Source organism: Luteimonas changyuni (assembly GCF_039548395.1).
GTDB lineage: Bacteria > Pseudomonadota > Gammaproteobacteria > Xanthomonadales > Xanthomonadaceae > Luteimonas.
This window is the reverse complement of record NZ_JBCLUZ010000039.1, coordinates 1-25,371: the sequence shown is the minus strand read 5'-3', so window position 1 is coordinate 25,371 and position 25,371 is coordinate 1. Positions and strand designations below refer to the sequence as shown.

The following is a 25,371-nucleotide window of genomic DNA, read 5'->3' as shown; positions in this document are numbered from 1 at the left end:
AGGCAGGGGGGATGCCCAGAGCCGGCCATGGATGGCCGGCGGCCGGAACTGGGAGCAGGATGCGCATATTCCGGCTGGGCATCCCCCCTGCCTCCACGGCGGGCAGCGCCCACCCTCCCGAAGCAATCACCCGCCCCTAAATCGGGAGAAGAACCAAGAAAGCGCCGCTCAGCGCGGCACGACGATGCCGCCAGGCACGCCCTGCGGCGACATCAGCACCTGCCACAGCTGGGTCCGCCGCATCCTGAAGGCTGCCATCGAGCAGCCCAGGTAATAGCGCCACATGCGCCGGAAGCGCTCGTCGTAGCGCGCCGGCAGCCGCTCCCACGCGGCTTCGGCGTTGTCGCGCCAGGCCTGCAGGGTCAGGTCGTAGTCGGCGCCGAAGTTGTGCCAGTCCTCGATCACGAACAGGCCCTCGCTGGCCTCCGCCAGCTGGCGCGCCGAGGGCAGCATCGAGTTCGGGAAGATATGGCGCGCGATCCAAGGGTCGGTGCGGCGACGCGAGGCGCTGCCGCCGATGCTGTGCAGCAGGAACAGGCCGTCCGCGGGCAGCAGCGAGCGCACAAGGTCGAAATAGCCGCGGTAGTTGCGCAAGCCCACGTGCTCGAACATGCCGATGGACAGCACCCGGTCGAAGCGTTCGCCGCGGAGCGCGCGGTAGTCCTGCAGGCGGAATTCCAGCGGCAGGCCCTCGCACAGCGCTTCGGCGAAGGCCTGCTGTTGCCGTGAGATGGTCGCGCCCACGCCGCTGACGCCGTACCGCTCCGCCGCGAACTTCAGCGCCTCGCCCCAGCCGCAGCCGATATCGAGTACGCGCATGCCGGGCCGCAGGCCGAGCTTGCGGCAGACCAGGTCAAGCTTGGCTTCCTGGGCGGCGTCGAGCGACTCCACCCGCCTGCCGTCACGGTCATGCCAATAGCCGCAGCTGTAAACCAGGCGGCGGCCGAGCATGGCGCGGTACAGGTCGTTGCCGAGGTCATAGTGGCGTTCGCCCACCGCGTAGGCGCGCCGCCCGAGCTGCAGGTTGAGCAGGCGCGCGGCGGCAGCGTCGCGAAGGTCGGCCCAGCCGGGCGCACGGCGGTCCAGCCCTGCCGCGAGCAGGCGGCCGATCAGCTGGTCAAGCGAGGACGTGTCCCACCAGCCATCCATGTAGGACTCGCCCAGGGCCAACGAGCCCCCGGCCAGCAGCCGCGCCGGCAGCCTGGAGTCATGAACCTGCATGTCCCAGGGCCTGTCGCCGCCCACGCGGACATCGGCGGAGGTCAGCAGGCCATGGACGCGTTCCCGGATCGGATGCATCACCGCCCCCGAAATGGCCCGGGACGATGCTAGCGCCTCGCGGCGGCGGGGGCCAACCCGGCCCGGCGCTCAGGTCGGCGCGAACAGGCTCCGGTACCGCTCCGAAACGTGCGGAAGCAGCACGCTGGCCGGCACGTCGACCGTCTGCACGCCATCGGAGTACGGTCCCACCTGGTAGGGCGGGAACACGAAGCGCAGCCCCCGCAGGCGGCCGTCGCCCCCCGGGAGCGGCTCGAAGTGGGCGAAGTTGGCCGCGTCCGGCCCGGTGCCCTCATCGATCATCCGCCCGCCGCTGCGCTGTAGTCGCGCCCGATCCTCGGGCTCGAGGTTCTCGTCGGCATCCAGGCGCTGCGATAGCGCCCCGTGCAGGGACTCGCGCACGAACGCGGAGACATCGTTCCAGGCATCCGGCCCTTCGACCAGGGCTTCGGCGCGGAGCATTTCGTTGCGACCCGGCAGCCACACGAAACGCGCGACCAGCGGCGCGCCGTGGGCACCGCCGGTATAGCTGGTACCCGTGGCCTGCACCGCCACCACTTCGGGCGACTCCATCACCATGTCGAATGGCAGCGACAGGTCGTAGGGGGCGCCGGCGCCGGGGGCTTCGGGGTCCCGCGCTTCAACCGCGTCCATCAGGTCGGCGCGGGCGGCATCCGCATACCGTCCAAGCTCCGCCGCCAGCCCCGGATGGCGATTGATGCCTGGCGGATAGCTGATGCCGATGATGTAGCGCGGGTCGGACTCCATCACGTCCTCGAGCACCCGCGGCTCCTCGCCCCCGGCATCCGCATCGGTGATGGCAGCCGCCGGATCCGGCGCCGGGCCGATTGCCGCGCCCCCCGGGACCTCGGCCTCGCGATGGCATCCGGCCACGGCCAGCGCCACCAGCAGGATCAGCGGCACGATGCGACAAGAGCGACGAATCATCTGGAACCCCCCGTTCAATCCATGGAAGGGCACAGGCTAGTGGCCCGGGCGTGACGCCGGTGCTTACGCCCGGACATGAAAAAAGCCCCGGACGTTGCCGTCCGGGGCTTCTTATGCAGCGATGTGCGGACCTTAGATGGCCTGCACTTCGTCGGCCTGCAGGCCCTTCTGGCCCTGCACAACCTTGAACGAAACCTGCTGGCCTTCCTGCAGCGACTTGAAGCCGGTGCCCTGGATCGAACGGAAGTGGACGAACAGGTCCTGGCCGCTCTCAGGCGTGATGAAGCCGAAGCCCTTGGCGTCGTTGAACCACTTGACGGTGCCGGTCTGACGATCGGACATGGTGTTACTCCTTGAACAGTTTTGAAATGACACGGTCCGCAAGCGGATCCGAGACTGCGAAGCAAGGGGTAGCACAGGAACGATGGAGCGGATCGTCGGAAGCTGGCGCAAACGCCTTGTAACCTTGGATCTACCGCACCGGAGCCACGATGTACCGTGATCCCGCTTTGAACAGTGGGCGAACCATACCGCAAATTCGATGGCAAATGTGAACGGCGTGTACCGTTCGTCGCCATGGTGGCCCCGGGTGAACCTTTACCAGGCCTCCTGCTGCGGCAAAAGGACCTTCAGTTCGGCGTCGCTGAGGTTCCGCCAGCGCCCGGGCTTGAGGTGGCCGAGCTGGACCGGGCCCACGCGCACCCGCACCAGCCGCTTCACCCGATAGCCGAAGTGCGCCGCCATCAGTCGCACCTGCCTGTTCAGCCCCTGCACCAGGGTGATCCGGTAGCCGAAGCGGCCGAGCTTCCGGGTCCTGCATGGCAGGGTTGTCTCGCCGTGGACCGGCACCCCGCGGGCCATGCCGCGCAGGAACTCGTCGGTGACCGGGTTGTTCACCGCCACCAGGTATTCCTTCTCCAGCTTGTTTTCCGCGCGCAGCACGGCGTTGACGATATCGCCGTTGCTGGTCATCAGGATCAGGCCCTCGGAATCCTTGTCCAGCCGCCCGATCGGGAAGATGCGCTGCTGGTGGCCCACGAAATCGACGATATTCCCGGCGACACCGGACTCCGTGGTGGAGGTGATGCCCACCGGCTTGTACAGGGCGATGTACACGTGCTTGCGCTTGTCCGGCGCAGTGACGCGCGGGCGCAGCGGCTGGCCGTCAAGCAGGACGGTGTCGCCTTCGCCGACCTCGGCGCCGATCCGCGCACGCATGCCGTTGACCGTGACCCGGCCCTCGCCGATGAGGCGGTCGGCTTCCCGGCGCGAGCAGGCGCCGGTTTCACTGATGTGCTTGTTGAGGCGCATGGCCGTCGGCACTGACCGAGGTTGAAAAGGGGCGCAAGTCTGGCAGATCACGCGCCAGAGCGCGCGGCGCGTTTCAGTCCAGCACGTCGGCGTACTCGGGATGGCGGCCTGCCCAGGCCTCGGCGTAGGCACAGAGCGGGCGGACCTTCCAGCCTTCGGTCCGGGCGTGGTGGAAGGCGGCTTCCACAAGCTTGCCGGCGATGCCGCGCCCGCCAATGGCCTCGGGCACCCGGGTGTGGGTGATGTGCATGCGGCCATCGGCCATCTCGTAGTCGAGGTTGGCGACGTGGCCGTCGACCTCGGTCACGAAGCGGCCGGGAATGGCGTGGTGGGTGATATCCAGGGTGCCCATCGCGCTCACTCCTCAGTCGGTGTCGCCACGGCCATCGCGCTTGCCCTGGTTATGGCGGTCGGTGGTGGACATGCTGCCGTGGATCGAAGCCATCCGCGACTCACCCGCGTGCAGGTCATGCGCCTTGCTCGCCGCCTGCGGCGACTGGTAGCCGGGCTGCGGAACATGGTCGGCGACCGGGTCAAGCGACTGCCACGGCTGGGGTGAGCGGTCGCGCTGGTTCTTTGCCTCAAGCAGCTTGCGGGTGTTCGCGAGCGCACGCTCGGGCGAAACCTTCTTCACGGTGGCCTTCTTCGCAGTGGCCTTCTTCGCGGGGGCCTTCTTCGCGGGGGCTTTCTTCGCGGGGGCTTTCTTCGCAGTGGCCTTCTTCACGGCGGCCTTCTTCACGGCGGCCTTCTTCACGGCGGCCTTCTTCACGGCGGCCTTCTTCGCGGTGGCCTTCTTCGCGGTGGCCTTCTTCGCAGTGGCCTTCTTCGCCACCACCTCCGGCGCGGTCCTGCGGGCTTCGATGAAACGCCCCAGGATCTCGGCCAACAGCTCTTCCTTGCGTGCGGTCCTTGCCGCAACGCCGCCCGCGCCGGTCGCCTTGCTGTCGCCGCGCTTGCGCGCAGCGACGCGCTGACGCTTCAACATGTCCCGTGCGCGGTCGCGCGAGGCACGTGCGCGCGTGGCGCGTCCGGCCAACGCCGCCCGGTCAAACCCGCGCAGGGCGTTGGCCCGGCTGTCGTCGTACAGGCGCATCTCGGCCTTGTTGAGCAGTTCGGTCGCCTGGGCGCGGGTAAAGGCCATCTGCTTTCTCCATTTGGTGACGGATGCATGGGTATCACGGAATGGATTCAGGCGCGGTGAGTGCCGCCGGCCCGGGTCACTGCCCGCCCGACCCGGCGCGTTTGTGACAGGAAGCGTCACCCTGCCCGCTCGGCCGCCATGCCGGCCCCGACTGGCACGCTTGATGCATGCATTCCGGCACGCAGCCCAGACGGAGAGCCACCATGCACGCCACCACCGAGACCCGCGCATCGCACGAAGCCGTCACCCGGCTGTTCGACCTGTCCTGTTCCGGCGAGGTCGACAACGTCGAGTTCAACCAGCTCGATTCGCTGGTCTACGCGCGCCTGCTCCAGGCCTACGAATGCGACCAGGACGGCCTCTGCGCCGGCGACGAATCGATTTCCTGATTCAGGACATCGGCGACATCAGCCGCGCCAGGAAGACCTCGACCACGCCCGGCTCCATGATCACCGTGAACAGCAGGCCGTAGCCCGCGCCCCACAGGTGGGCGCTGTGGTTGACGTTGTCACCGCCGCGGCGCTCCATCCAGATCGAATAGCCGACGTAGAGCACGCCGTAGACGATCGCCGGCACCGGGATGAAGAACACGAAGATCAGCGCCCAGGGCTGCACCAGGATGAAGGCGAACAGCACCGCCGACACCGCGCCCGACGCACCGAGGCTGCGATAGCCGGCATCGTGGCGATGGCGCAGGTAGGTGGGCAGGATCGCCACCACGATCGCCGACAGGTAGAACAGCGCGAACCCGAGCGAACCGATGTAGGGCGCGAAGATCTGTTCGACGTAACGCCCGAAGAAAAACAGCGTGACCATGTTGAACAGCAGGTGCTGCCAGTCGGCGTGCACGAAGCCGTGCGTGACCAGGCGGTCGAACTGCCTGTGGCGTTCGATCGCCGGCGGCCACAGCAGCAGGCGCTCGAGCAGGCGCCGGTTGCCGAAGGCCTGCCACGACACCAGCACCGTCAGCGCCAGGATCACCAGGGTGACCACGCCGCCGCTCATGCCGTCACCCCGGTGGACACGCGGTAGTTGTCCTGCATCGGATACCTGCGCGCATAGGCCGCGAACGCCAGCGCCGCCAGGAATGCGAACAGGGCGAAGAAGAACATCAGGAAGGCGTTCTCGCTGAGCCCGGTGGAGGCGATGGCCGAAGTCACCGCGTCGTTGCGCACGCCGGCGTTGGTCAAGAGCACCCACAGGCTGCCGAAGGTGCTGGTCAGGTACCAGAAGGCCATGATCACGCCCTTCATCGCCTGCGGCGCCTGGCTGTAGGCGAACTCCAGCGCGGTAGCCGAGACCAGCACCTCGCCAAAGGTGAGCAGCAGGTAGGGCAGGCTCTGCCAGGCCAGCGAGACCTCGGCGCCGCCGTCGAGCCACAGCTGCAGCACGCCGGCCGCGATCCAGGCGATGCCCGAGAACACGATGCCCCAGCCCATCCGGCGCAGCGCGGTGACGGTGAAGCCCATCCGCCGCAGCAGCGGGTACAGCACCAGGTTGTTGAACGGGATCAGCAGCATCACCAGCAGCGGGTTGAGCGCCTGCATCTGCGCCGCCTCCTTGATCAGCCAGCTCGGCCACCACCAGGCCTCGTGCGGAATCAGCATGGTGTTGCCCTGGATGATCCAGGTCGAGGCCTTCTGGTCGAACAGCGACCAGAACGGGGTCACCAGCGCGAACACGATCAGGATGCGCAGCACCGCGCGCACGCCGTCGACCGCCGCGTCCGGGTGCAGGCCACGCGCGCGCTCGAGCTGCAGCGATGCGCCCCAGCCGACGCAGGCGATCACCACGCCCAGCGCCAGGCAGGCGGTGATGACGAAACCGAAGGCATCGGGCCAGGGCAGCGGCACGCCGGCTGCGTCCAGCGCCCAGAGCGCAAGCATCAGCACCGCGATCGCCACGCCGACGCGCGCCACCAGGGTGCCGGAGCCGCCCTGCTCCGCGCCGTGCCTGCGCAGCGCGGTCCGCACCACGTTGAGGAAGGAATCCGGGTCGGCGCCCGAGGGCGGCACGTTGACGTACTGCTTGCGGCCGAGCCAGAACACGAAGGTGGCGATGAACATCAACACGCCGGGCACGCCAAAGGCGACCGCCGGCCCGTAGCTGCGCAGCAGCAGCGGCGCCAGCAGGGATGCGAAGAAGGAGCCGAAGTTGATGATCCAGTAGAACGCGTCGAAGACGATCTTCGCCTTCGACTTGTTGGTCTGGTCGAACTGGTCGCCGCAGAAACTCACCACCAGCGGCTTGATTCCGCCCGAACCCAGTGCGATCAGGAACAGGCCGGCGTAGAAGCCGTTGCGGCTGTCCTCGAACATCGCCAGGCAGGCATGGCCGGCGCAGTAGATCAGCGAGAACCAGAGGACGGTGTTGTATTTGCCGAAGTAGCGGTCCGACAGCCAGCCGCCCAGCAGCGGGAAGAAGTACACGCCGATGACGAAGGTGTGGAAGATATCCTTGGCCGCGCCCTCGCGCTCGGGTCCAGCCGGCAGGTAGGCCAGCAGCATCGAGCTGATCAGGAACGGGATGAGGATGTTCCTCATGCCGTAGAAGCTGAAGCGCTCGCAGGCCTCGTTGCCGATGATGTAGGGGATCTGGCGCGGCAATCTGCCGGCGTCGGCGGCAACGGGGGCGTGGCTCATGCGGTGTGGCCGGTCTGCGGTCGAAGCCGCGAAGGCTAGCGTATTCGCCGCCGCCGCGCTTTGGCCGAAAGGCATGGTCGCGGCATCATGGGCGCCCGTCGCCACCCGGCCCGATCCCATGACCCGATCCGCCATCGCCGCGCTGCCGCTGTGCCTGTTGCTCGCGCTGCCCGCTGTCACTGCAGCCTCCAGCAAAAAAGCGGGCACGGACGCAGCCACCACGGCCGGCGGCACTGAAATCGTGGCCGCGGACCACGCGCCGCGCCCTGCCGCCGCGGCGGCGGCGCCCCTGTCCACGATCGCCGAACGGTCCGGCTTCGTGCGCACCGGCCGCTATGACGAGGTGCTCGCGCTGTGCGCCGGCTTTGCCGCGCGCTATCCGGACGCGGTGCGCTGCATCGACTTCGGCACCACGCCCGAGGGGCGGCCGATGAAGGCGCTGGTCGCCTCGCGCAGCGGCGCGCTGGCGCCGGAGGCCGCGCGTGCGGCCGGCCTGCCGGTGCTGCTGGTCCAGGGCGGCATCCACGCCGGCGAGGTCGATGGCAAGGACGCCGGCTTCCTGGCCCTGCGCCAGGCCCTGGACGGCGAGGCTGCAGCGGACGCGCTGGAAAAGCTGGTGCTGGTGTTCGTGCCGGTCTTCAACGCCGACGGCCACGAGCGCTTCGGCGCCTGGAACCGGCCCAACCAGCGCGGCCCGGAGGAGATGGGCTGGCGCACCACCGCGCAGAACTACAACCTCAACCGCGACTACCTGAAGGCCGATGCGCCGGAGATGCGCGCGATGCTCGGCCTGGTCGAGGCCTGGGACCCGATCGCCTACGTCGACCTGCACGCCACCAACGGGGCCCAGTTCGAACACGACATCTCGGTGCAGATCGAGCCGCTGCATTCCGGCGACCCCGCGCTGGCCCGCGCCGGCCTGGCGCTGCGCGACGGCCTGCTCGACGACCTCGCCGCCCAGGGCTCGCTGCCCCTGCCCTTCTACCCCTCGTTCGAGGTCCATGACGATCCCAGTTCCGGCATCGTCGACGGCGTCTCCCCGCCGCGCTTCTCGCACGGCTACTTCCCGCTGCGCAATCGTTTCGGAATCCTGGTCGAAACCCATTCGTGGAAGGAGTACCCGGTGCGCGTGGGCATCACCCGCAACCTGGTGGTCGGCATGCTGGAGCAGACGGCGGAACACGGCCGCGCGTGGCTGGACACCGCGGCCGCGGCCGACGCCCGCGCAACGGCGCTCGCCGGCCAGGCCGTGCCGCTGGACTACATCGCCACCGACCGGGTGCGCAGCGTGGACTTCCGCGGCTACGCCTGGGCGCGCACGCACTCCGACGTGTCCGGAGCGCTCGCCACGCGTTACGACGAAACCACGCCGCAGATATGGAAGATGCCGCTGCGCGACGAGATCGTGCCCGGCCGCAGCGTGGCCGCACCGGGCGCGGGCTACCTGGTGCCGGCGCGCCATGCCGCCCAGGTCACGCGCTGGCTGGACGTCCATGGCATCGGCTACCGCCGCGTGGCGCAGCCCCTCCCGGGCGTCGCGATCGAAGCGTTCCGCGCCGACGCGGCGCAGCTGGCAGCGGCTTCCAGCGAAGGACGGCAGCGCCTGGAGGTCGAAGGCAACTGGCGCTCCGAAACCCGCGACCTTGGTGCCGGCGCGCTGTTCGTGCCCATCGCCCAGCCGCGCGCGCGCCTGGTGATGGCGATCCTGGAACCCCGGGCACCCGACTCGATGGCGGCCTGGGGCGAGTTCAACAACGCCTTCGAAGCCAAGGAGTACATGGAGTCCTACGTCGCCGAAGCCGTCGCCCGCGACATGCTTCGCGATCCGGCGGTCCGCGATGCCTTCGAGCGCCGCGTGGCGGAAGACGCGGAGTTCGCGGCCAGCCCGCGGGCCCGGCTGGAGTGGTTCCATCGCCGCCACGCAAGCTGGGACGAGCGCCTGGGGCTTTACCCGGTCTTCCGCACCGACACCGCGCCCGACTGACCGCCGCCCGGCACGCAACACGGCGCGACGCGGCCCCCATCCGACCTGCTCAACGCGGCCGCTGGTAGGCCAGCGTCATGTCGGACTCGACCCGGTTGCGGCCCGCCGCTTTCGCCCGGTACATCGCGCCGTCCGCGCGCTGCAGCCACTCGTCGGCGGTGACCACCGCAAGATCGACCTCGGCCAGGCCGATGCTCAACGTGCAGTTCTGCAGCACGGCCTCCTCGGGACGCTCGGCGAGAAAGGTGGTGCGCACGCGCTCGGCCACCCGAAGCGCCCCCTGCAGCCCGGTCTCGGCCAGCAGCACGCCGAACTCGTCGCCGCCGTAGCGCGCCGGCGTGTCGATGTCCCGGGCACAGATCTCCAGCACCCGGGCCACGTTGCGCAGCACCTCGTCGCCCGCGACGTGGCCGTGGTTGTCGTTGACCTCCTTGAGGTTGTCGACATCGACCAGCATCAGCACCGCCGGCCGCCGCGTGCGCGCATGCCTGGCCAGCTCGGCGGCCAGGGCCTCGTTCCAGCCACGCCGGTTGCGCAGGCCGGTCAGCGCGTCGATGCGGTTGAGCCGCCGCAGCTGGCGGTTCTTCGCGCTTACGTGGCGCCCGAGCTCGTAGGTGATCGTGGCCAGCACCAGCGGGTACACGATCAGGAACGGCAGCGTGGCAAGAATGTCCGTCATGCTGCTTTCGAGCCCGACAGGGAAGCCTAGCGCCGCGGACACCAGCACGCAGGCGACGAGCAGCGCCGGAGTGGTGCGCGCAACGAAGCGCCAGCCGCCGACTGCGATCTTGTCCATGGTGACCATGACCAGCAGCACGGCACTGGGCACCAGGTTGAATTCCATGAGTGCGATCCAGGCGCCGGCGGCGGCCGAGTCGATCACCAGATGCCGCTGCGCGGCCAGCTTCGGCTCGTGCGCACGGTGCGTGAGCCAGCGCGCAAGCAGCGGCCACGCGAATCCATTGAAGGCCCACAGCGTCCAGGTCCAGGCCGGCGCGTCGTTGCCTGCCAGCACCGAGGCCACGAGCAGCGCCGACAGGGCGCCTCCCAGGGTTCGCATGTGGTGCACGCGCGCGACGAAGCGGCCCTCGCGCTCCCGGACTCCGGACTGGTCTGACGATTGCATCAGCGCAGGGTGGCCCCGATCCGTCCGTGCGGCAAGTCAGTCCGATTCCGCGTCCAGCGCCTCCCAGCGTGCATATGCGACATCGAGTTCGGCCTGGGCATCGGCCATCGCTGCGTTGTGCGCGGCGATGGCGGCGCTTTCTCCCTGGAAGAACGCCGGATCCGACAGCCTGGCGGTGAGTCCGGCCATCCGGCCTTCAAGGGCTTCGATGCGCGCCGGCAGCTGCTCGAGCTCCCGCGCCTCCTTGAAGCCCAGCTTTCGGCGCGCTGCCTGTGCCGGGGCCGGTGCTGCAGCGGTGCCTCCCGTTGGCCTGGTTCCGGCACGGCCTTGCGCCGCCGTCGCCAGCGCCGGGACGGCCGACGACTTTTGCCGCAGCCAGTCGCTGTATCCACCCACGTACTCGCCGATGCGGCCCTCGCCGCCGTCCTGCATCACCAGGGTGGAGGTCACCACGTTGTCGAGGAAGTCGCGGTCGTGGCTGACCAGCAGCAGCGTGCCCGGGTAGTCGGCCAGCAGTTCCTCGAGCAGCTCGAGCGTCTCGACGTCGAGGTCGTTGGTGGGTTCGTCCATCACCAGCAGGTTCGACGGCTGCGCGAACAGCTTGGCCAGGAGCAAGCGGTTGCGTTCGCCGCCGGACAGTCGGGTGATCGGCGCGCGCGCGCGTTCGGGCGTGAACAGGAAATCCTGCAGGTAGCCGATCACGTGCTTGCGCTTGCCGCCGACCTCGACGAAGTCCTGGCCCTCGGCCACGTTCTCCAGTGCATTCCAGTCCTCGCGCAGGGTCGCGCGGTACTGGTCGAAATAGGCGACCTGCAGCTGGGTGCCGATGCGGATCTCGCCGGACTGCGGCTGCAGTTGGCCGAGCAGCAGCTTCAGCAGCGTGGTCTTGCCGCTGCCGTTGGCACCGACCAGGCCGATGCGGTCGCCGCGCAGGATGGTGGTGGAGAAGTCGCGCACCATCGCGCGGTCGCCGAACGCGAACGACACCTCCTTGGCCTCGATCACCTTCTTGCCCGAGGCCCCGGCCTGCGCGGTATCCATGCGCACGTTGCCGGTCAGCTCGCGGCGCTTGGCGCGGTCGTTGCGCATCGCTTCCAGGCGCCGCACGCGGCCTTCGTCGCGGGTGCGGCGGGCCTTGATGCCCTGGCGGATCCAGATCTCCTCCTGCGCCAGCATCTTGTCGAAGCGCGCGTTTTCCTGCGCCTCGGCGTTGAGCCGTTCTTCCTTGCGGCGCAGGTAGTTGCCCCAGTCGCCCGGCCAGCTGGTCACCTGGCCGCGGTCGATCTCGACGATGCGGGTGGCCAGCGCGCGCAGGAAGCGGCGGTCATGGGTGACGAACACCAGCGCGCCGGACCAGCCTTTCAGGAAGCCCTCCAGCCAGTCGATGGCGGCGATGTCGAGGTGGTTGGTGGGTTCGTCCAGCAGCAGCAGGTCGGGCGCCGACACCAGCGCGCGCGCCAGCAGCACGCGGCGCTTCATGCCGCCGGAAAGCTCGGAGAACGCCAGCTCGCCGTCGAGGTCGAGCTTCTGCAGGGTCTCCTCCACCCGCTGGTCCGCGGCCCAGCCGTCGGCGGCATCGATCTTCGCCTGCACCGCCGACATCGCGTCGGCGTCGTAGTTGTCACCGTGGCTCAGGTGGTGGAACTCGGCCAGCCACGCGCCCAGCTCGCCCATGCCTTCGGCGACGACGTCGAACACGGTGCCGTCGGCGCCGGCAGGCACCTCCTGCTCCAGCCGCGACACGCGCACGGTGCCGTCGCGGCGGATGTCGCCGTCGTCGGGCTTGATCTCGCCCGACAGCAGGCGCATCAGGGTGGACTTGCCGGCGCCGTTGCGGCCGATCAGCGCGATGCGCTCGCCGGGTTCAATGGCCAGCTCGACTTTCTCGAGCAGGAGCGGACCGCCGACGCTGTAGTCGACCGAATTCAGTGTGATCAGGGGCATCCGCCCATTCTACCGGTCGCGGGCGCCGCGACCGGCATGTTCATGAACTGCAGGACAGCATCGAGCAGCCGGCGCGGTCGCGGGCCCAGTCGGGGCGCAGGGCGGCAAAGGCTTCGCGGCCCGGCTGCTCGCCGTAGGGGTCGCGGAACACCTCGAGCAGCTCGTGGATTCCCGACTCGTCGCCGGATTCGGCGCGGTCGATCGCCTGCTGCGCCAGGTAGTTGCGCGGCACGTAGCGCGGATTGGCGGCGTGCATACGCGCCGCCCGGGCCTCGCGGGGCAGCGCGTCCGCCCGGCAGCGGGCGGCGTAACGGGCGAGCCAGGCGTCCAGCGCGGCGGCGTGCTCGGCCAGGCGGGCGGGGTCGTAGAAGGCGCCGTGCAGCGGCGTGGCCGGCGGAGCCCCTGCTTCGACATCGATATCCGACAGCGCGCGGAAGAAGCGCGTCATGTCGGCGCCGCTGCGGTGCATCAGCGCCTGCAGCGTGCGCATCAGCTCGAGGTCGTCATGGCTGCAGTCCGACAGCCCCAGCTTGGCGGCGGCATTGTCGCGCTCGCACTCGGCCCAGGTGGCCGCGTAGGCATCGAGCCCGGCCTGCAGCGGCGCTGCATCGGCGAACAGCGGCGACAGCGCCCCGGCCAGCCGCGACAGGTTCCAGTGTGCGATGCGAGGCTGCCAGCCGAAGCGGTAGCGGCGCCCCTTCGCATCGGTGGTGTTGGGGGTCCAGTCGGGATCGTAGTCGTCGATCCAGCCATACGGGCCGTAGTCGATCGTGAGCCCGAGGATCGACATGTTGTCGGTGTTGAGCACGCCGTGGACGAAGCCCACGCGCATCCAGTGGCCGACCAGCCTTGCCGTGCGCACGCAGACCTCATGGAACCAGCGCGCGAACAGCGCCTCGTCGAACGCGCCCGCCGCGCGCAGGGCTGCAAGCGACCGCTCCTGGCCGTCGCGTGGCGCGCCGTTCCCGCGCCCACCATCGCCCGCGCTCCCGAGCAGCCATGGAAAATCCCGCCAGATGCAGAACTCGGCCAGCGCGCGCAGCAGGTCCACGTCCCCGCGCGAAGCCGGCAGCTCGAAGGTCCCGAAGCGGATGAACGACGGCGCCACCCGGCACACGACCGCACCGGGCTCCGGCCGCGGGTGGCCGTCGTAGAACATGTCGCGCACCACGGCCTCGCCGGTGGCCACCAGCGACAGCGCGCGGGTGGTCGGCACGCCCAGGTGATGCATGGCTTCACTGCACAGGAACTCGCGGATCGAGGAGCGCAGCACCGCGCGGCCGTCGGCGCCGCGGGAATACGGCGTTTGCCCCGCGCCCTTCAGCTGCAGCTCGTGCCTGCTGCCATCGGCAGCCACGGCTTCGCCAAGGCTGATCGCACGCCCGTCGCCGAGCTGGCCGGCCCAGTGCCCGAACTGGTGGCCGCCGTAGTTCGCCGCCCAGGGATCCATGCCCGCCAGCAGCGCGCTGCCGCCGAACACCTCCGCGAACGACGGCGCGCCCGCCTCATCGACGTCGATGCCCAACTGAGCGGCCACCTCGGCCGCATGCGCGACCAGCCGCGGCGCCGCAACCGGCGTCGGCGCGACCCGCGACCACGCCGCACCCTGCACCTGGCGCACGCCCGGGCCGGCGAGCGGGTCGCCGGGGAGTTCGCGCACGAAGGCGTTGTCGAAGCGCAGCTGCATGCGCGCAGTCTGGCAGGCGGAGCGCGACGGCTCCGTGCGCTTCAGCGGCTGCATCCTTCCAGGCGCAGGCGCTGGCCGCTGCGGATGGCGTACGCAGGCGCCTTCAGGCCGTTGGCCTGGACCAGCTTCTGCACCTCGCAGCCGTACCTGCGCGCGATCGCGACCAGGGTTTCGCCGCGCGCCACGCGGTGTTCGCGCGGCCCTGCGGCCGGCACCGCCACGCCGGTGGCGACCGTGGTCCCGGCAGGGCGCACCGCTTCCACCGGTCCGGTGTGCACCAGCGCCGCACTGACGCTGCTGCCCATCAATTGCCGCGCAAGCTCCGCGCGCCGGCCCTGCGCGCACCAGCGCTTGTACAGCCCGGCCATGCGCGTGGTGCCCTGCAGAACGGCCCCGGCCGGAATCACCTGGTCGGCCTCGAAGCGGGGGTTGAGGTTGCGCAGCTGGCGCATGTAGCCATACCGGCTGCCGCTGTCGCCCATGCACACGCTGAGTTCGTAGATCGATGCCGGTCGCGAGAGCGCGAAGTGCGTCGGACGAACGTCGGCACGCGGGAAACTCAGGCCGTACTCCCTGGGATGCAGGTACAGCCAGGCCGCGGCGATCACCATCGGCACGTAGTCGCGGGTCTCGGCCGGGAACTGGTTGTAGACGTCGGCATCCCAGAACGGTCGCCCGCCGCTGGCCTCGTGGATGCGCTTTGCCCGGCCTTCGCCGCCGTTGTAGGCGGCCAGCCACTTTTCGACCTCGTTGCCGAACTCGGCGAAGCGCTCGCTGAGGTAGCTCGACGCGGCGTCCGCGGAGAGTGCGGGGTCGTAGCGGGTGTCGAAGCCGCTGGCATCCACGCCCAGGCCGAAGCGCCGCCCGGTGGCGGGCATGAACTGCAGCGGACCCACCGCGCCGGCGCGGGAACCCACGTGCACGCGGCCGGTGGATTCCTTCGCCATGATCCCGAACAGCAGCGCTTCGGGCAGGCCTCGTTTCTCGAAGGCCGGCGCCATCAGGTGGCGCATGTACTGGTAGTTCTCGTGGCTGGTGATCAGCGACACGCGCATGTCGGTGAGCCAGCGACGGATGCCTTCCTGCACCGCCGGATTGAACTGCACCATGCGCACGAAGCGCTGGCCGTCTTCGCTCAGCAGCGCCGCGGCCGTGGCCGCCTCGGGCACGTCGCCGGTCGGCAGGCCGCCCTCGTCGAGGCCTTCGGGATCGAATTCGCCGCCGTCCAGGCCCGCGGCGTCGTCGGCCCGGGCCTTCAGCAGCCGCTTCCAGCCCGGCAGCAGTGACGCCAGCTCGCAGCCGCGCTGCTTCTCGCAGGCCAGCATCACGTCTTCCATGTCCTCGAGCGCGGCGTTGCCTTCCTCGATCGCGAGCGGATCGGCGTTGGCGGCCTTGACCAGCGATTCGCGGTAGCGGGCCTCGGCGGTGGCCATGCGTTCGACCAGGTCCGCGGCGGCGGCGCGGTCGCGCTTTGACTGCGCGGAGGCTTCGGGGGCGTACAAGGCAAGGACTGCAAGGGCCGCGGCAAGCGCCAGCCGCGGCAGGACAACGGAAAATGGGGGCATTCGGGGACCGGGGACTGCATTTCAATCCCGCAGGGTAGCGGCCGCTCTCGGCCACCGGCAAGCCTTGCGACCGGGGCCCCGCCCCCGCGGCGCCTTGTCGCTAGAATCCGCCCATCACACAGGAGCCCCCATGGACCCGATCCTCGTCGGCAAGGCCGTCACCCGTCCCGATTCCCTGCCGGAGACCGGCGGTCGCGTTTTCCTGCAGCCGAAGTTCGCCAACCGCCACGGCCTGGTCGCCGGCGCCACCGGCACCGGCAAGACGGTGACCCTGATGACCCTGGCCGAGGGCTTCTCGCGGATCGGCGTGCCGGTGTTCCTGGCCGATGTGAAGGGCGACGTCGCGGGCCTGGCCGTGCCCGGCGAAATCGGCGACAAGCTGCGCGAGCGCGCGGAGATGATCGGCGTCGACGCCTACGGCCCTGAAGCCAGTCCGGTGCTGTTCTGGGACATCTACGGCAAGCAGGGCCACCCGGTGCGGACCACGGTCAGCGAGATCGGACCGACCCTGCTTTCGCGCATGCTGGAGCTCAACGACACCCAGTCGGGCGTGCTCGACATCGTGTTCAAGCTGGCCGATGACCGCGGCCTGCTGCTGCTCGACCTCGCCGACCTGCGCGCCCTGCTCGGCCTCGTCGCCGAAGAGCGCAAGGCGGTGTCCACGCAGTACGGCCTGGTCAGCACGCCCTCGATCGGCGCCATCCAGCGCGCGCTGCTGCGCCTGGAGTCCGACGGCGGCGAGGCCTTCTTCGGCGAGCCGGCGCTTGAGCTGGCCGACATCATGCGCACCACCAGCGACGGCCGCGGCGTGGTCGGCATCATGGCCGCGGACCGGCTGATCCTGAAGCCGCGGCTGTATTCGAGCTTCCTGCTGTGGCTGCTGTCCGAGCTGTTCGAAACGCTGCCCGAAGTGGGCGACCTCGACAAGCCGAAGCTGGTGTTCGTGTTCGACGAAGCGCACCTGTTGTTCAACGACGCACCGGCGGCGCTGCTGCAGCGCATCGAGCAGGTGGTGCGCCTGATCCGCTCCAAGGGCGTGGGCGTCTACTTCTGCTCGCAGTTCCCGGACGATGTGCCCGACAACGTGCTCGGCCAGCTCGGCAACCGCGTGCAGCACGCGCTGCGCGCCTACACTCCGCGCGACCAGAAGGCAGTGCGCACCGCGGCCGAAACCTTCGTGTCCAACCCGGGACTGGATGTCGCCAGCGCCATCGGCCAGCTCGGCACCGGCGAAGCGCTGGTTTCAACGCTTCAAGGCAAGGGCGCACCCATGCCGGTGGAACAGACCCTGGTCGCGCCGCCGCGCTGCCGGATGGGCGCGATCACCGATGCCGAGCGCGAGCGGGTTCGCGCCGGCAGCCCGGTAGGCGCGAAGTACGACACAGCGGTGGACCGCGAGTCGGCGTTCGAGATGCTGGCGCAGAAGGCCGACAAGCTCGCCGCGCAGGCCGATGCGCCAAAGGCGCGCACCGCGAAGCAGGATGAACAGGAATCGGGCGGCGGCTTCGCGCAATCGATGAAGGACGCGGTGTTCGGCACCAAACGCCGCCAGGGGATGGTCGAAACCATGGCCAAGCAGACCGCGCGCACGGTCGGCAACCAGATCGGCCGGCAGATCCTGCGCGGGCTCTTCGGCGGCCTGACGGGCAAGAAGTGAGCGCGCGCATGGTCCGCTCCTCAGCGTCGGCGTCCGTGTCGGCGTCCAACAGGCGCTGAAGCCGCCATGTCGCGCTGGCGCCCGCCTCCGGAAAAATCGACTGCCCTGGTCACCCCACAGGGGCACGCGCGCCTGAAGGCCGAGCTCGACGATCTCTGGCGCGTGCGCCGCCCCGAGGTGGTGCGCGCGCTCGCCGCCGCCGCGGCCGAGGGCGATCGCTCGGAGAACGCCGAATACACCTACCGCAAGAAGCAGCTCGGCGAGATCGACCGTCGCGTGCGCTATCTCTCCAGGCGCCTGCAGGAGCTGCGCGTGGTCGACACCGCCCCCAGCGACCCGTCCGCGGTGTATTTCGGCGCCGTGGTGGAGGTGGAGGATGTCGCCAGCGGCGAATGCTCGACCTACCGCATCGTCGGCCCGGACGAAACCGATGCCACGCTGGGCTGGATCAGCATCGATTCGCCGCTGGCGCGCGCGCTCCTGAAGAAGCGGCTGGACGACGAGGTCGAAGTGGAGCTCCCGGGCGGACGGCGCGGCTTCGCCGTGGTCGCGGTGGACTACCCCGCGGACTGAGGCGCTGGCGCGGAACCTCCTGGCGCGCTGGCGCTGGCGCGCGGGACCTCCTGGCGCGCTGGCGCTGACACAAAGCCTGTAGGAGCAGCTATAGCTGCGATCCCCGCCGCGGGAAAGTCCGGCGCACGGTAAAGCGCGACGCTCTTCCACCAGCCCGCCTCCGCGTTGGCAGTGGAGGGTGGGCAGGCCTCAGCCCTTGTATTCGACCTCACCATAAAGATCGTGCTCGTCGCTGCCCATGATGCGGATGTCCGCGAATTCGCCCGGGACAAGTCCCGCCTCGCGGCCATCCTGCACCTGCACCAGGCCGTCGATCTCCGGCGCGTCGGCCATCGAGCGCGCGATCGCCAGGTCGCCATCGATGGCATCAACGATGCAGCGCTGCACGGTGCCGACCTTGGCTTCCAGCCGCGCCGCGGAAATGTCGGCCTGTCGCTGCATGAAGCGCGCCAGCCGCTCCTGTTTCACGGCCTCCGGCACCGGGTCCGGCAGCGCGTTCGCGGCGGCGCCGGTGACCGGCGAGTACGCGAAGGCGCCGACGCGGTCGAGCTGCGCCTCATCGAGGAACTCGAGCAGCGCCTCGAATTCCGCCTCGGTCTCGCCCGGGAAGCCGACGATGAACGTCGAACGCACGGTGAGCTCCGGGCAGGCGGCACGCCAGGACTGCACGCGCTCGAGCGTCCGCTCGACGGCGCCCGGCCGCTTCATCAGCTTCAGGATGCGCGGGCTGGCGTGCTGGAAGGGGATGTCGAGGTAGGGCAGCAGCCGCGGCTGGCCGTCGGCCTTGTGCTGCGTCATCAGCTCGATGATGCCGTCGACGTGCGGATACGGATACACATAGTGCAGGCGCACCCAGGCGTCGAGCTCGGACAGGCCTTCGCACAGCGCCTTCATCCGGGTCTGGTAGGCCCTGCCCCGCCACGTGCGCTCGGCGTAGCGCAGGTCGACGCCGTAGGCCGAGGTATCCTGCGACACCACCAGCAGCTCGCGTACGCCGCCGTGCACCAGGCGCTCGGCCTCGCGCAGCACTTCGTCGACCGGGCGCGACACCAGGTCGCCGCGCATCGAGGGGATGATGCAGAAGCTGCAGCGGTGGTTGCAGCCTTCGGAGATCTTCAGGTAGGCGTAGTGCTTCGGCGTCAACTTCACCCCCGACGCATAGTCCTCGCCGCTGAGGCGCGGCGCGGGCACGAGGTCGATGAAGGGATCGTGCCGCGGCGGCAGCGCCTTGTGCACTGCATCCATGACGCTGGCGTAGTCCTGCGGCCCGCTGATCGAAAGCACGCCCGGGTGCGCCTCGCGGATGACCTCGGCGCGCTTGCCCAGGCAGCCGGTGACGATCACCTTGCCGTTCTCGGCCATGGCCTCGCCGATCGCGTCCAGTGATTCGGCCACGGCGGAATCGATGAAGCCGCAGGTGTTGACCACCACCACGTCGGCGGCATCGTAGCTGGACGACAGCGCATAGCCCTCGACCCGGAGCTGGGTGAGGATGCGCTCGGAGTCGACCAGGGCCTTGGGGCAGCCGAGGCTGACGAAGCCCACGCGCGGGGCGGTCGGGGAAATGGTGTCGGTCATGCGCTGGGTGGCTCTGGGAGTGGTCCGCGCGACGGCGGACGGGAGGGTGCGGGGTCTTCGCACGGCGATTATAGCGGCGGGCTAGAATCGACCCGAGGGCCGACTTCCCGCCGGGCGCGCCCGCGCCCGAGGCGGACCATTGAAGGAGGGCGCCATGCCCAGGCACAGGTCACCGCAGCACGAACCCTACGCCCTGCATCCGCAGCTCGCCGCCGACAGCCATCCGCTGGCCAGCCTGGAGCTGTGCGACCTGCAACTGCTGGACGACAGCAACTATCCGTGGCTGGTGCTGGTGCCGCGGGTGGCCGGCGCGCGCGAGTTGCTCGACCTCGCCCCCGCGCAGCGCGCGTCCCTGGTCGAGGAGATCAGCCGCTGCGAACGGCTGCTTCTCGACGTGTTCCAGCCGCACAAGCTCAACGTCGCCGCGCTCGGCAACCTGGTGCCGCAGCTGCACGTACACGTGATCGCCCGCTTCGAGCACGACCCGGCCTGGCCGGCGCCGGTCTGGGGCCGGATAGCCGCGCGCCCCTACGCGCCCGAAGCCCTGGTCGGCCGGGTGCGCGAACTGCAGGCGGCGCTGGCCAGCTGAACCCGCTCAGGTCCGCGGCAGGGTGACCCCGGTCTGGCCCTGGTACTTGCCGCCGCGGTCCTTGTACGAGGTTTCGCAGACATCATCGGCGGCAGCCTGGAAGAACAGCATCTGGGCCACGCCCTCGTTGGCGTAGATGCGCGCCGGCAGCGGCGTGGTGTTGCTGAACTCCAGCGTCACATGGCCCTCCCACTCCGGCTCCAGCGGGGTCACGTTGACGATGATCCCGCAGCGCGCGTAGGTGCTCTTGCCCAGGCAGACCACCAGGGTGTCGCGCGGGATGCGGAAGTACTCGACGGTGCGCGCCAGCGCGAACGAGTTCGGCGGGATGATGCATTCATCGGCCTCGATGTCGACGAAGCTCTTCGGGTCGAAGTGCTTGGGGTCGACGATCGTGGAGTTGATGTTGGTGAACACCTTGAACTCGCGCGAGCAGCGCACGTCGTAGCCGTAGCTCGATGTGCCGTAGCTCACGATGCGCTCGGCGCTGGCGCCGCCCTTGTCGACGAACTTGACCTGGCCGGGCTCGAAGGGCTCGATCATGTTCTTCTCCGCGACCATGCGGCGGATCCAGCGGTCGGACTTGATGCTCATGCGGCTCCCGGATGCGGCGCCCGGGCGGCGGTGCGCCGCGGGCAGGAGCCGCAATTGTATGGACTGGCGACCGGCCCGGCACCCGCTGCCGCGGGCTGCCGGACGCCGGCTACATTAGCGAGGCCGAGATCGCGGCCGGCGCGCGCGGGCGCTTGGCCAGCTCCGCGACAAGGTTGGCGGCAAGCGCCCGATAGGCGGCGGCCGCCGGCGAACCCGGCGCCGCCAGCACCACGGGGGTACCCGCGTCGCCGTGTTCACGGATCGCCCGCTCGAGCGGCAGCGAGCCCAGCAGCGGCACGCCGTACTGCTCCGCCATGCGCGCGCCCCCGCCCTCGCCGAAGACGTGTTCGGCATGACCGCAGTTCGAACACACATGCACAGCCATGTTCTCGACCAGGCCCAGCACCGCGACCTCGACCTTCTCGAACATCTTCAGCCCCTTGCGCGCGTCCAGGGTGGCCACGTCCTGCGGCGTGGTCACAATCACCGCCCCCGCCACAGGGATCTTCTGCGCCAGGGTCAGCTGGATGTCACCGGTGCCCGGCGGCAGGTCAACGATGAGGTAGTCCAGGCCCTCGTCGCCACCCCACAGGGTGTCGTTGAGCAGCTGGGTCAGGGCCGAGGTTGCCATCGGCCCGCGCCAGATCATCGGCGTGTCCTGTTCGACCAGCAGCCCGATCGACATGGCTTCGATGCCGTGGGCGCGCATGGGCAGGATCGACTTGTTGTCCGGACTCTCGGGGCGCCCCGAGAGGCCGAGCATGGTCGGGATGCTGGGGCCATACACGTCGGCGTCGAGGATGCCGACCCGGGCGCCATCGCCGGCCAGCGCGAGGGCCAGGTTCACGGCGGTGGTGGACTTGCCCACCCCACCCTTGCCCGAGCCGATGGCGATGATGTTGCGGACCCGCGGCAACGGCTTCAGGTTGCCCTGCACGGCGCGGGCCGCTACCCGGGCAGTGGCGTCCGGGCGATTGTCTGAGAACATCACGGCGTCTCCTGCGATCTGGAACCAGCGATGGGCGCATAGCTTGCGCCAATGGTTCCTGGATCGCTAATCCGCGGCCGCCAGGGGCTGCCGGATATTGCGCCCACCGTCTCTATGGCAATGCGGTTAAGTGCATGTTAAGTTCCGATGACCGTTGTCCCTGGGAAGGAGAGGCAACGGGACGCAATCGGAAAGGCTTTTCAAAACGACCAGCTCTTCAGAGCATTAACGTGCAAATGCAGGGGATCAGAATGACTCAACAGCGCCGAACCGGCTTCAAGCCCAATTCGCTCAGCATGGCGCTCGTCGCCGCGCTGTCGATGTCCGTTACCGGACTCGCGATGGCCCAGGAGGCCGCCGGGGACGAGAGCACCACTACCTCCAGCAGCGCCACGACGCTTGACCGCGTCACCGTGACCGGCTCGCTGATCCCGCAGACCGAAATCGAGACGTTCACTCCGGTCACGGTGATCACCGCCGCGGACATCCAGGCGCGCGGCTTCACCAGCGTGTCCGACGTGCTGCAGAAGAGCTCGTTCGCCACCGGCGGCGTGCAGGGCGCGCAGTCGTCGGCGTCGTTCACGCAGGGCGCGGAGACGGTCAGTCTGTTCGGCCTGCCCCCGGGCTACGTGAAGTACCTGATCGACGGCCGCCCGATGGCCAACTATCCGGCGCTGTACAACGGCTCCGACACCTTCAACAACATCAGCGGCATCCCGATCGACCTGATCGAGCGCATCGAGATCCTGCCCGGCGGCCAGTCCTCGCTGTACGGTTCTGATGCGATCGCGGGCGTGATCAACGTCATCCTGAAGAAGCGCATGGAAGGCGTCGCCCTGAACATCCGCGGCGGCGGCTACAGCGAGGGCGGCGGCAACAGCTTCCGCGCCAGCGTCGCCACCGGTTTCTCCGGCGTCGAGGACCGCCTGAACGTCCTGCTTGGGGCCCAGTACGAAGAGCGTGGCGCGATCTGGGGCTACGACCGCGACATGACCAAGACCTACTTCGACGGGGGCCAGGGCGCCCGCCCGGCAAGCCGCGACTTCCTGGTCCACAGCCCCTTCACCAGCTACAAGTGGCTGGACCCGAACAACTGCGCGAACGTCGAACACCTGTTCGACGGCGGCGAGGGCCTGGCCGAGCGTCCCGGCTTCGGCGACGGCTATTACTGCGGCTCGTACAACAGCCCCGGCTACCGCACCCTGCTCAACTCGAAGGAAGCCACCCAGGCCTACGGCAACCTGACCTTCGACATCAACGATTCCACCCAGCTGTACGCCAGCGCGCTGTACAGCCGCGAGACGGTGAAGTACCACGTCGGCTCGAACTACACCTGGTGGGGCACCGGCCCCGGATGGGGCTACTACTTCGACCCGCGCGTGGGCAATGACATCGCCGACGCGTACGGCGGCTATTTCTGCGGCGAAGACCCGGATCCGGCCTGCCTTGCCGGACTGCCCCCCGGCTCGCTCCTCGGCCTGCAGCGCTCCTTCGCCCCCGAAGACATGGGCCAGGGCGGCTACGAGAACACGATGCAGCGCGACAAGAGCGAGTCCATGCGCATCACGTTCGGCGTGAACGGCACCTTCGGCGACTCTGCCTGGGACTATGACATCGGCTACACCCGCACCGACTACGAGCTCAACGAGCATGGTTGGGTCCGTTGGGCCGACGCGATGAACGACTACTTCCAGGAGCGCGTCCTCGGCCCGCAGCTGGGTTGGGATCCGCTGTTCGGCGCCTATCCGGTCTTCGAGCCGGACTACGCGGCGTTCTACCAGCCGATCTCGCCCGAGGACTTCGCCGCGATGACCGGCTACGCCGTGTCGCGCAGCAAGACCGAAGACGAGATGATCCGCGCCCAGGTCACCAACGCCAGCCTGTTCGGCATGCCGGGCGGCGACGCCGGCCTGGCCGTGGCGCTGGAGTACGGCCAGCAGTCCTGGAGCTACGATCCGCACCCGGGCTATCTGAATGGCGACATCTGGGGCACCACCGCCGTGGCCGGCGGCGGCGACCGCGACCGCTACGCCGTGGTGACCGAGCTGCGCATGCCGGTACTCGAGCCGCTGACCGTCACCCTGGCGGGCCGCTACGACTCGTTCAAGGCTTCCGGCCGCACGATCGACAAGCCGACCTACAGCTTGGGCCTGGAGTGGCGCCCGAGCGACACCCTGCTGCTCCGCGGCAAGTACGGCACCGCGTTCCGCTCCCCGACCCTGTCCGACCTCTACCAGGGCGAAAGCGGCTACTACACCTTCGTCACCGACTACTACAACTGCTCGCTCCTGGGCTTCGAGCCGGGTAGCACGACAAACTGCCCCGCCGCCTACGGCAACCGCCAGGTCTTCGGCGTCCAGGAAGGCAGCACCGAGCTCGACCCGATCAATGCCGACGTCTGGAGCGCCGGCGTGGTGTGGGCGCCGATCGACCGCATGTCGGTCAGCCTCGACTACCACAGCTGGGACATCGAGGACGAGGTCACCCAGCAGAGCCCCGACGCCCTGATGCTGCAGGAATACCGCTGCCGTACCGGAATCGATGAAATCAGCTCGACGCTCTGCCAGATGACCCTGTCGCAGATCACGCGCGGCGCCACGGGCAACGTGAACGAGATCTACACCCCGAAGGTCAACGTGTCGCGGCAAACGCTCGAGGCCCTCACCGCCGGCATCAACTACGCCGTCGACGCGGGCGTGGTGGGCGAGTTCAACCTCCGTGCCAACTACACGCAGAAGCTGAGCCACGAATACCAGCAGTATGCGGAAGACGGGATGGTGGACATGCTGCGCCGCCCGTGGTGGTCCTCGGATCCACAGCGCAAGGCGGATGCCTCGGTGACCTGGACGAAGAACAACCTGTCGTCCACGTTGTATGCCAACTGGACCGGTTCGACGCCGAACTATCGCGCCCGCGTGGTCGACACCTATGACGATCCGCTGTCGCACAAGATCGGTTCGTTCACGACCTACAACGCGTCGTTCAGCTGGTCGCCGCTCGAGAACATCAGCTTCTCGCTGCTGGTGAACAACCTGTTCAACGACATGCCGCCGATCGACGATTCGTACCTGAACACCTCGGGCGCGCCGTACAACAGCTCGGTGTGGAACGTGTATGGCCGTGCGTACTACCTGGAGGCGCGTTACCTCTTCGGCCGCTGATCCGGCCAGCAAGCCTCTGCCGCAACACGGAGGGCCCCGGGAAACCGGGGCCCTTTTTTTGGTTCTTCTCCCGATTGAAGAAAGACGTACGGCCGACCCGGCGGAGTGGCTGGTTCTTCTCGCGGCTCCGGGGTGCTGACGTGACAGTTGGAGCACGTTGTTGCGGCGTGAGCTCCGTTGTGGTCCGCGCTGCCCGTCCCGTGGATTTCTCCGTTGTAGCCCGCGCTGCCCGTCCCGCACACAGGGGGTGTGCTGCGCCGGCCGTCTCCGCGTCCTGCTCCCAGCGGCCGGGCGCCGGCCATCCATGGCCGGCTCTCCGCACACCCCCTGTGCACGGGACGGGCCGTGGCGTTTTCCTGCTTCGGGACGGAGATCAAGAGCGGGCGCGCTCGCGATCGTAGGGGTCGCCTTGGCGTGGCTGTGCCGCTTGATCCGGTGACGATCCAACCGGTTGCGACATCTGCGTCGACGTTGCCCTCGTCCACCACCGCGCAAAAGGTCCGGGCCCGGGGGGGGGGGGGGGGGGGGGGGGGGGGGGGGGGGGGGGGGGGGGGGGGGGGGGGGGGGGGGGGGGGGGGGGGGGGGGGGGGGGGGGGGGGGGGGGG

Annotated in this window: 21 protein-coding genes; 6 read left to right on the top strand and 15 right to left on the bottom strand. The window is 69.2% G+C overall.

Going from position 1 to position 25,371, the window contains the following annotated elements; all coding sequences use genetic code 11:
- Positions 1 to 168 precede the first annotated feature (168 nt).
- From cfa to WCD84_RS13015, 6 genes are all read right to left on the bottom strand, one after another.
- Positions 169 to 1,299 (bottom strand): cyclopropane fatty acyl phospholipid synthase, encoded by a 1,131-nt coding sequence (gene cfa, locus WCD84_RS13040; protein WP_449280122.1) that lies wholly within the window; start codon positions 1,297 to 1,299, stop codon positions 169 to 171.
- Positions 1,300 to 1,368: 69 nt separating this feature from the next.
- On the bottom strand, positions 1,369 to 2,226 hold the full coding sequence (locus tag WCD84_RS13035; protein ID WP_343281629.1) for a DUF3298 and DUF4163 domain-containing protein: 858 nt from the start codon (positions 2,224 to 2,226) through the stop codon (positions 1,369 to 1,371).
- A 132-nt stretch (positions 2,227 to 2,358) separates the two neighbouring features.
- On the bottom strand, positions 2,359 to 2,568 hold the full coding sequence (locus tag WCD84_RS13030) for a cold-shock protein (RefSeq protein ID WP_343254799.1): 210 nt from the start codon (positions 2,566 to 2,568) through the stop codon (positions 2,359 to 2,361).
- A gap of 255 nt (positions 2,569 to 2,823) precedes the next feature.
- Positions 2,824 to 3,537 (bottom strand): pseudouridine synthase, encoded by a 714-nt coding sequence (locus WCD84_RS13025; protein WP_343278054.1) that lies wholly within the window; start codon positions 3,535 to 3,537, stop codon positions 2,824 to 2,826.
- Positions 3,538 to 3,610: 73 nt separating this feature from the next.
- Entirely contained in the window at positions 3,611 to 3,889 is a 279-nt protein-coding gene (locus tag WCD84_RS13020; RefSeq protein WP_343254801.1) for a GNAT family N-acetyltransferase, read from the bottom strand.
- 12 nt (positions 3,890 to 3,901) lie between these two features.
- On the bottom strand, positions 3,902 to 4,678 hold the full coding sequence (locus tag WCD84_RS13015; protein ID WP_343281628.1) for a histone H1-like repetitive region-containing protein: 777 nt from the start codon (positions 4,676 to 4,678) through the stop codon (positions 3,902 to 3,904).
- Positions 4,679 to 4,881: 203 nt separating this feature from the next.
- Here WCD84_RS13015 and WCD84_RS13010 point away from each other — a divergent pair, with 203 nt between their 5' ends.
- A complete protein-coding gene (locus tag WCD84_RS13010) occupies positions 4,882 to 5,067 on the top strand; it encodes a hypothetical protein (RefSeq protein WP_343281627.1) in 186 nt (61 codons plus the stop codon).
- 1 nt (position 5,068) lies between these two features.
- Here WCD84_RS13010 and WCD84_RS13005 read toward each other — a convergent pair whose 3' ends face one another.
- Both WCD84_RS13005 and WCD84_RS13000 read right to left on the bottom strand, forming a co-directional pair.
- Positions 5,069 to 5,671, bottom strand: coding sequence for a rhomboid family intramembrane serine protease (locus WCD84_RS13005; RefSeq protein WP_343281632.1), 603 nt, complete (start codon positions 5,669 to 5,671; stop codon positions 5,069 to 5,071).
- 8 nt (positions 5,672 to 5,679) lie between these two features.
- The gene (locus tag WCD84_RS13000) at positions 5,680 to 7,320 is read right to left on the bottom strand and encodes a POT-type proton-dependent oligopeptide transporter (protein ID WP_343281626.1); all 1,641 of its coding nucleotides are present in this window, start codon (positions 7,318 to 7,320) and stop codon (positions 5,680 to 5,682) included.
- Between the two features lie 118 nt (positions 7,321 to 7,438).
- Between WCD84_RS13000 and WCD84_RS12995 the strand changes: the two genes are divergently transcribed.
- Positions 7,439 to 9,304, top strand: coding sequence for a M14 family metallopeptidase (locus WCD84_RS12995; RefSeq protein ID WP_343281625.1), 1,866 nt, complete (start codon positions 7,439 to 7,441; stop codon positions 9,302 to 9,304).
- Between the two features lie 49 nt (positions 9,305 to 9,353).
- Here WCD84_RS12995 and WCD84_RS12990 read toward each other — a convergent pair whose 3' ends face one another.
- Genes WCD84_RS12990 through WCD84_RS12975 form a run of 4 tightly spaced genes read right to left on the bottom strand, consistent with a single transcriptional unit; the run spans position 9,354 to position 15,626 of the window.
- Positions 9,354 to 10,430, bottom strand: a complete 1,077-nt coding sequence (locus WCD84_RS12990; RefSeq protein WP_343281624.1) for a diguanylate cyclase — start codon at positions 10,428 to 10,430, stop codon at positions 9,354 to 9,356.
- A gap of 36 nt (positions 10,431 to 10,466) precedes the next feature.
- Positions 10,467 to 12,374, bottom strand: a complete 1,908-nt coding sequence (locus WCD84_RS12985; protein ID WP_343281623.1) for an ATP-binding cassette domain-containing protein — start codon at positions 12,372 to 12,374, stop codon at positions 10,467 to 10,469.
- Between the two features lie 40 nt (positions 12,375 to 12,414).
- A complete protein-coding gene (locus tag WCD84_RS12980) occupies positions 12,415 to 14,061 on the bottom strand; it encodes a protein adenylyltransferase SelO (protein ID WP_343281622.1) in 1,647 nt (548 codons plus the stop codon).
- A 41-nt stretch (positions 14,062 to 14,102) separates the two neighbouring features.
- Positions 14,103 to 15,626, bottom strand: a complete 1,524-nt coding sequence (locus WCD84_RS12975; protein ID WP_343281621.1) for a transglycosylase SLT domain-containing protein — start codon at positions 15,624 to 15,626, stop codon at positions 14,103 to 14,105.
- Between the two features lie 130 nt (positions 15,627 to 15,756).
- Between WCD84_RS12975 and WCD84_RS12970 the strand changes: the two genes are divergently transcribed.
- Both WCD84_RS12970 and greB read left to right on the top strand, forming a co-directional pair.
- Positions 15,757 to 17,283: a helicase HerA-like domain-containing protein gene (locus WCD84_RS12970; RefSeq protein WP_343281620.1), complete on the top strand. Its 1,527-nt coding sequence runs from the start codon at positions 15,757 to 15,759 to the stop codon at positions 17,281 to 17,283.
- Between the two features lie 66 nt (positions 17,284 to 17,349).
- The gene (gene greB / locus WCD84_RS12965) at positions 17,350 to 17,856 is read left to right on the top strand and encodes a transcription elongation factor GreB (protein ID WP_343281619.1); all 507 of its coding nucleotides are present in this window, start codon (positions 17,350 to 17,352) and stop codon (positions 17,854 to 17,856) included.
- A gap of 189 nt (positions 17,857 to 18,045) precedes the next feature.
- Here greB and rimO read toward each other — a convergent pair whose 3' ends face one another.
- Positions 18,046 to 19,434 (bottom strand): 30S ribosomal protein S12 methylthiotransferase RimO, encoded by a 1,389-nt coding sequence (rimO, locus tag WCD84_RS12960; protein ID WP_449280121.1) that lies wholly within the window; start codon positions 19,432 to 19,434, stop codon positions 18,046 to 18,048.
- 154 nt (positions 19,435 to 19,588) lie between these two features.
- Between rimO and WCD84_RS12955 the strand changes: the two genes are divergently transcribed.
- Positions 19,589 to 20,023, top strand: a complete 435-nt coding sequence (locus WCD84_RS12955) for an HIT family protein (protein WP_343281618.1) — start codon at positions 19,589 to 19,591, stop codon at positions 20,021 to 20,023.
- Positions 20,024 to 20,029: 6 nt separating this feature from the next.
- Here the strand turns inward: WCD84_RS12955 and dcd are convergent, their stop codons facing one another.
- Together dcd and apbC are read right to left on the bottom strand one after the other, a co-directional pair.
- Entirely contained in the window at positions 20,030 to 20,617 is a 588-nt protein-coding gene (gene dcd, locus WCD84_RS12950) for a dCTP deaminase (protein ID WP_343278039.1), read from the bottom strand.
- A gap of 109 nt (positions 20,618 to 20,726) precedes the next feature.
- The gene (gene apbC / locus WCD84_RS12945) at positions 20,727 to 21,605 is read right to left on the bottom strand and encodes an iron-sulfur cluster carrier protein ApbC (protein ID WP_343278072.1); all 879 of its coding nucleotides are present in this window, start codon (positions 21,603 to 21,605) and stop codon (positions 20,727 to 20,729) included.
- Positions 21,606 to 21,856: 251 nt separating this feature from the next.
- Between apbC and WCD84_RS12940 the strand changes: the two genes are divergently transcribed.
- A complete protein-coding gene (locus WCD84_RS12940) occupies positions 21,857 to 24,766 on the top strand; it encodes a TonB-dependent receptor plug domain-containing protein (protein WP_343281617.1) in 2,910 nt (969 codons plus the stop codon).
- Positions 24,767 to 25,371: the final 605 nt, after the last annotated feature.

Excerpts from the sequence above, each read along its gene's own strand:
- cfa (WP_449280122.1), bottom strand. The coding sequence starts at position 1,299 with ATGCATCCGATCCGGGAACGCGTCCATGGCCTGCTGACCTCCGCCGAT.
- WCD84_RS13035 (WP_343281629.1), bottom strand. The coding sequence starts at position 2,226 with ATGATTCGTCGCTCTTGTCGCATCGTGCCGCTGATCCTGCTGGTGGCG.
- WCD84_RS13030 (WP_343254799.1), bottom strand. The coding sequence starts at position 2,568 with ATGTCCGATCGTCAGACCGGCACCGTCAAGTGGTTCAACGACGCCAAG.
- WCD84_RS13025 (WP_343278054.1), bottom strand. The coding sequence starts at position 3,537 with ATGCGCCTCAACAAGCACATCAGTGAAACCGGCGCCTGCTCGCGCCGG.
- WCD84_RS13020 (WP_343254801.1), bottom strand. The coding sequence starts at position 3,889 with ATGGGCACCCTGGATATCACCCACCACGCCATTCCCGGCCGCTTCGTG.
- WCD84_RS13015 (WP_343281628.1), bottom strand. The coding sequence starts at position 4,678 with ATGGCCTTTACCCGCGCCCAGGCGACCGAACTGCTCAACAAGGCCGAG.
- WCD84_RS13010 (WP_343281627.1), top strand. The coding sequence starts at position 4,882 with ATGCACGCCACCACCGAGACCCGCGCATCGCACGAAGCCGTCACCCGG.
- WCD84_RS13000 (WP_343281626.1), bottom strand. The coding sequence starts at position 7,320 with ATGAGCCACGCCCCCGTTGCCGCCGACGCCGGCAGATTGCCGCGCCAG.
- WCD84_RS12995 (WP_343281625.1), top strand. The coding sequence starts at position 7,439 with ATGACCCGATCCGCCATCGCCGCGCTGCCGCTGTGCCTGTTGCTCGCG.
- WCD84_RS12990 (WP_343281624.1), bottom strand. The coding sequence starts at position 10,430 with ATGCAATCGTCAGACCAGTCCGGAGTCCGGGAGCGCGAGGGCCGCTTC.
- WCD84_RS12985 (WP_343281623.1), bottom strand. The coding sequence starts at position 12,374 with ATGCCCCTGATCACACTGAATTCGGTCGACTACAGCGTCGGCGGTCCG.
- WCD84_RS12980 (WP_343281622.1), bottom strand. The coding sequence starts at position 14,061 with ATGCAGCTGCGCTTCGACAACGCCTTCGTGCGCGAACTCCCCGGCGAC.
- WCD84_RS12975 (WP_343281621.1), bottom strand. The coding sequence starts at position 15,626 with ATGCCCCCATTTTCCGTTGTCCTGCCGCGGCTGGCGCTTGCCGCGGCC.
- WCD84_RS12970 (WP_343281620.1), top strand. The coding sequence starts at position 15,757 with ATGGACCCGATCCTCGTCGGCAAGGCCGTCACCCGTCCCGATTCCCTG.
- greB (WP_343281619.1), top strand. The coding sequence starts at position 17,350 with ATGTCGCGCTGGCGCCCGCCTCCGGAAAAATCGACTGCCCTGGTCACC.
- rimO (WP_449280121.1), bottom strand. The coding sequence starts at position 19,434 with ATGACCGACACCATTTCCCCGACCGCCCCGCGCGTGGGCTTCGTCAGC.
- WCD84_RS12955 (WP_343281618.1), top strand. The coding sequence starts at position 19,589 with ATGCCCAGGCACAGGTCACCGCAGCACGAACCCTACGCCCTGCATCCG.
- dcd (WP_343278039.1), bottom strand. The coding sequence starts at position 20,617 with ATGAGCATCAAGTCCGACCGCTGGATCCGCCGCATGGTCGCGGAGAAG.
- apbC (WP_343278072.1), bottom strand. The coding sequence starts at position 21,605 with ATGTTCTCAGACAATCGCCCGGACGCCACTGCCCGGGTAGCGGCCCGC.
- WCD84_RS12940 (WP_343281617.1), top strand. The coding sequence starts at position 21,857 with ATGACTCAACAGCGCCGAACCGGCTTCAAGCCCAATTCGCTCAGCATG.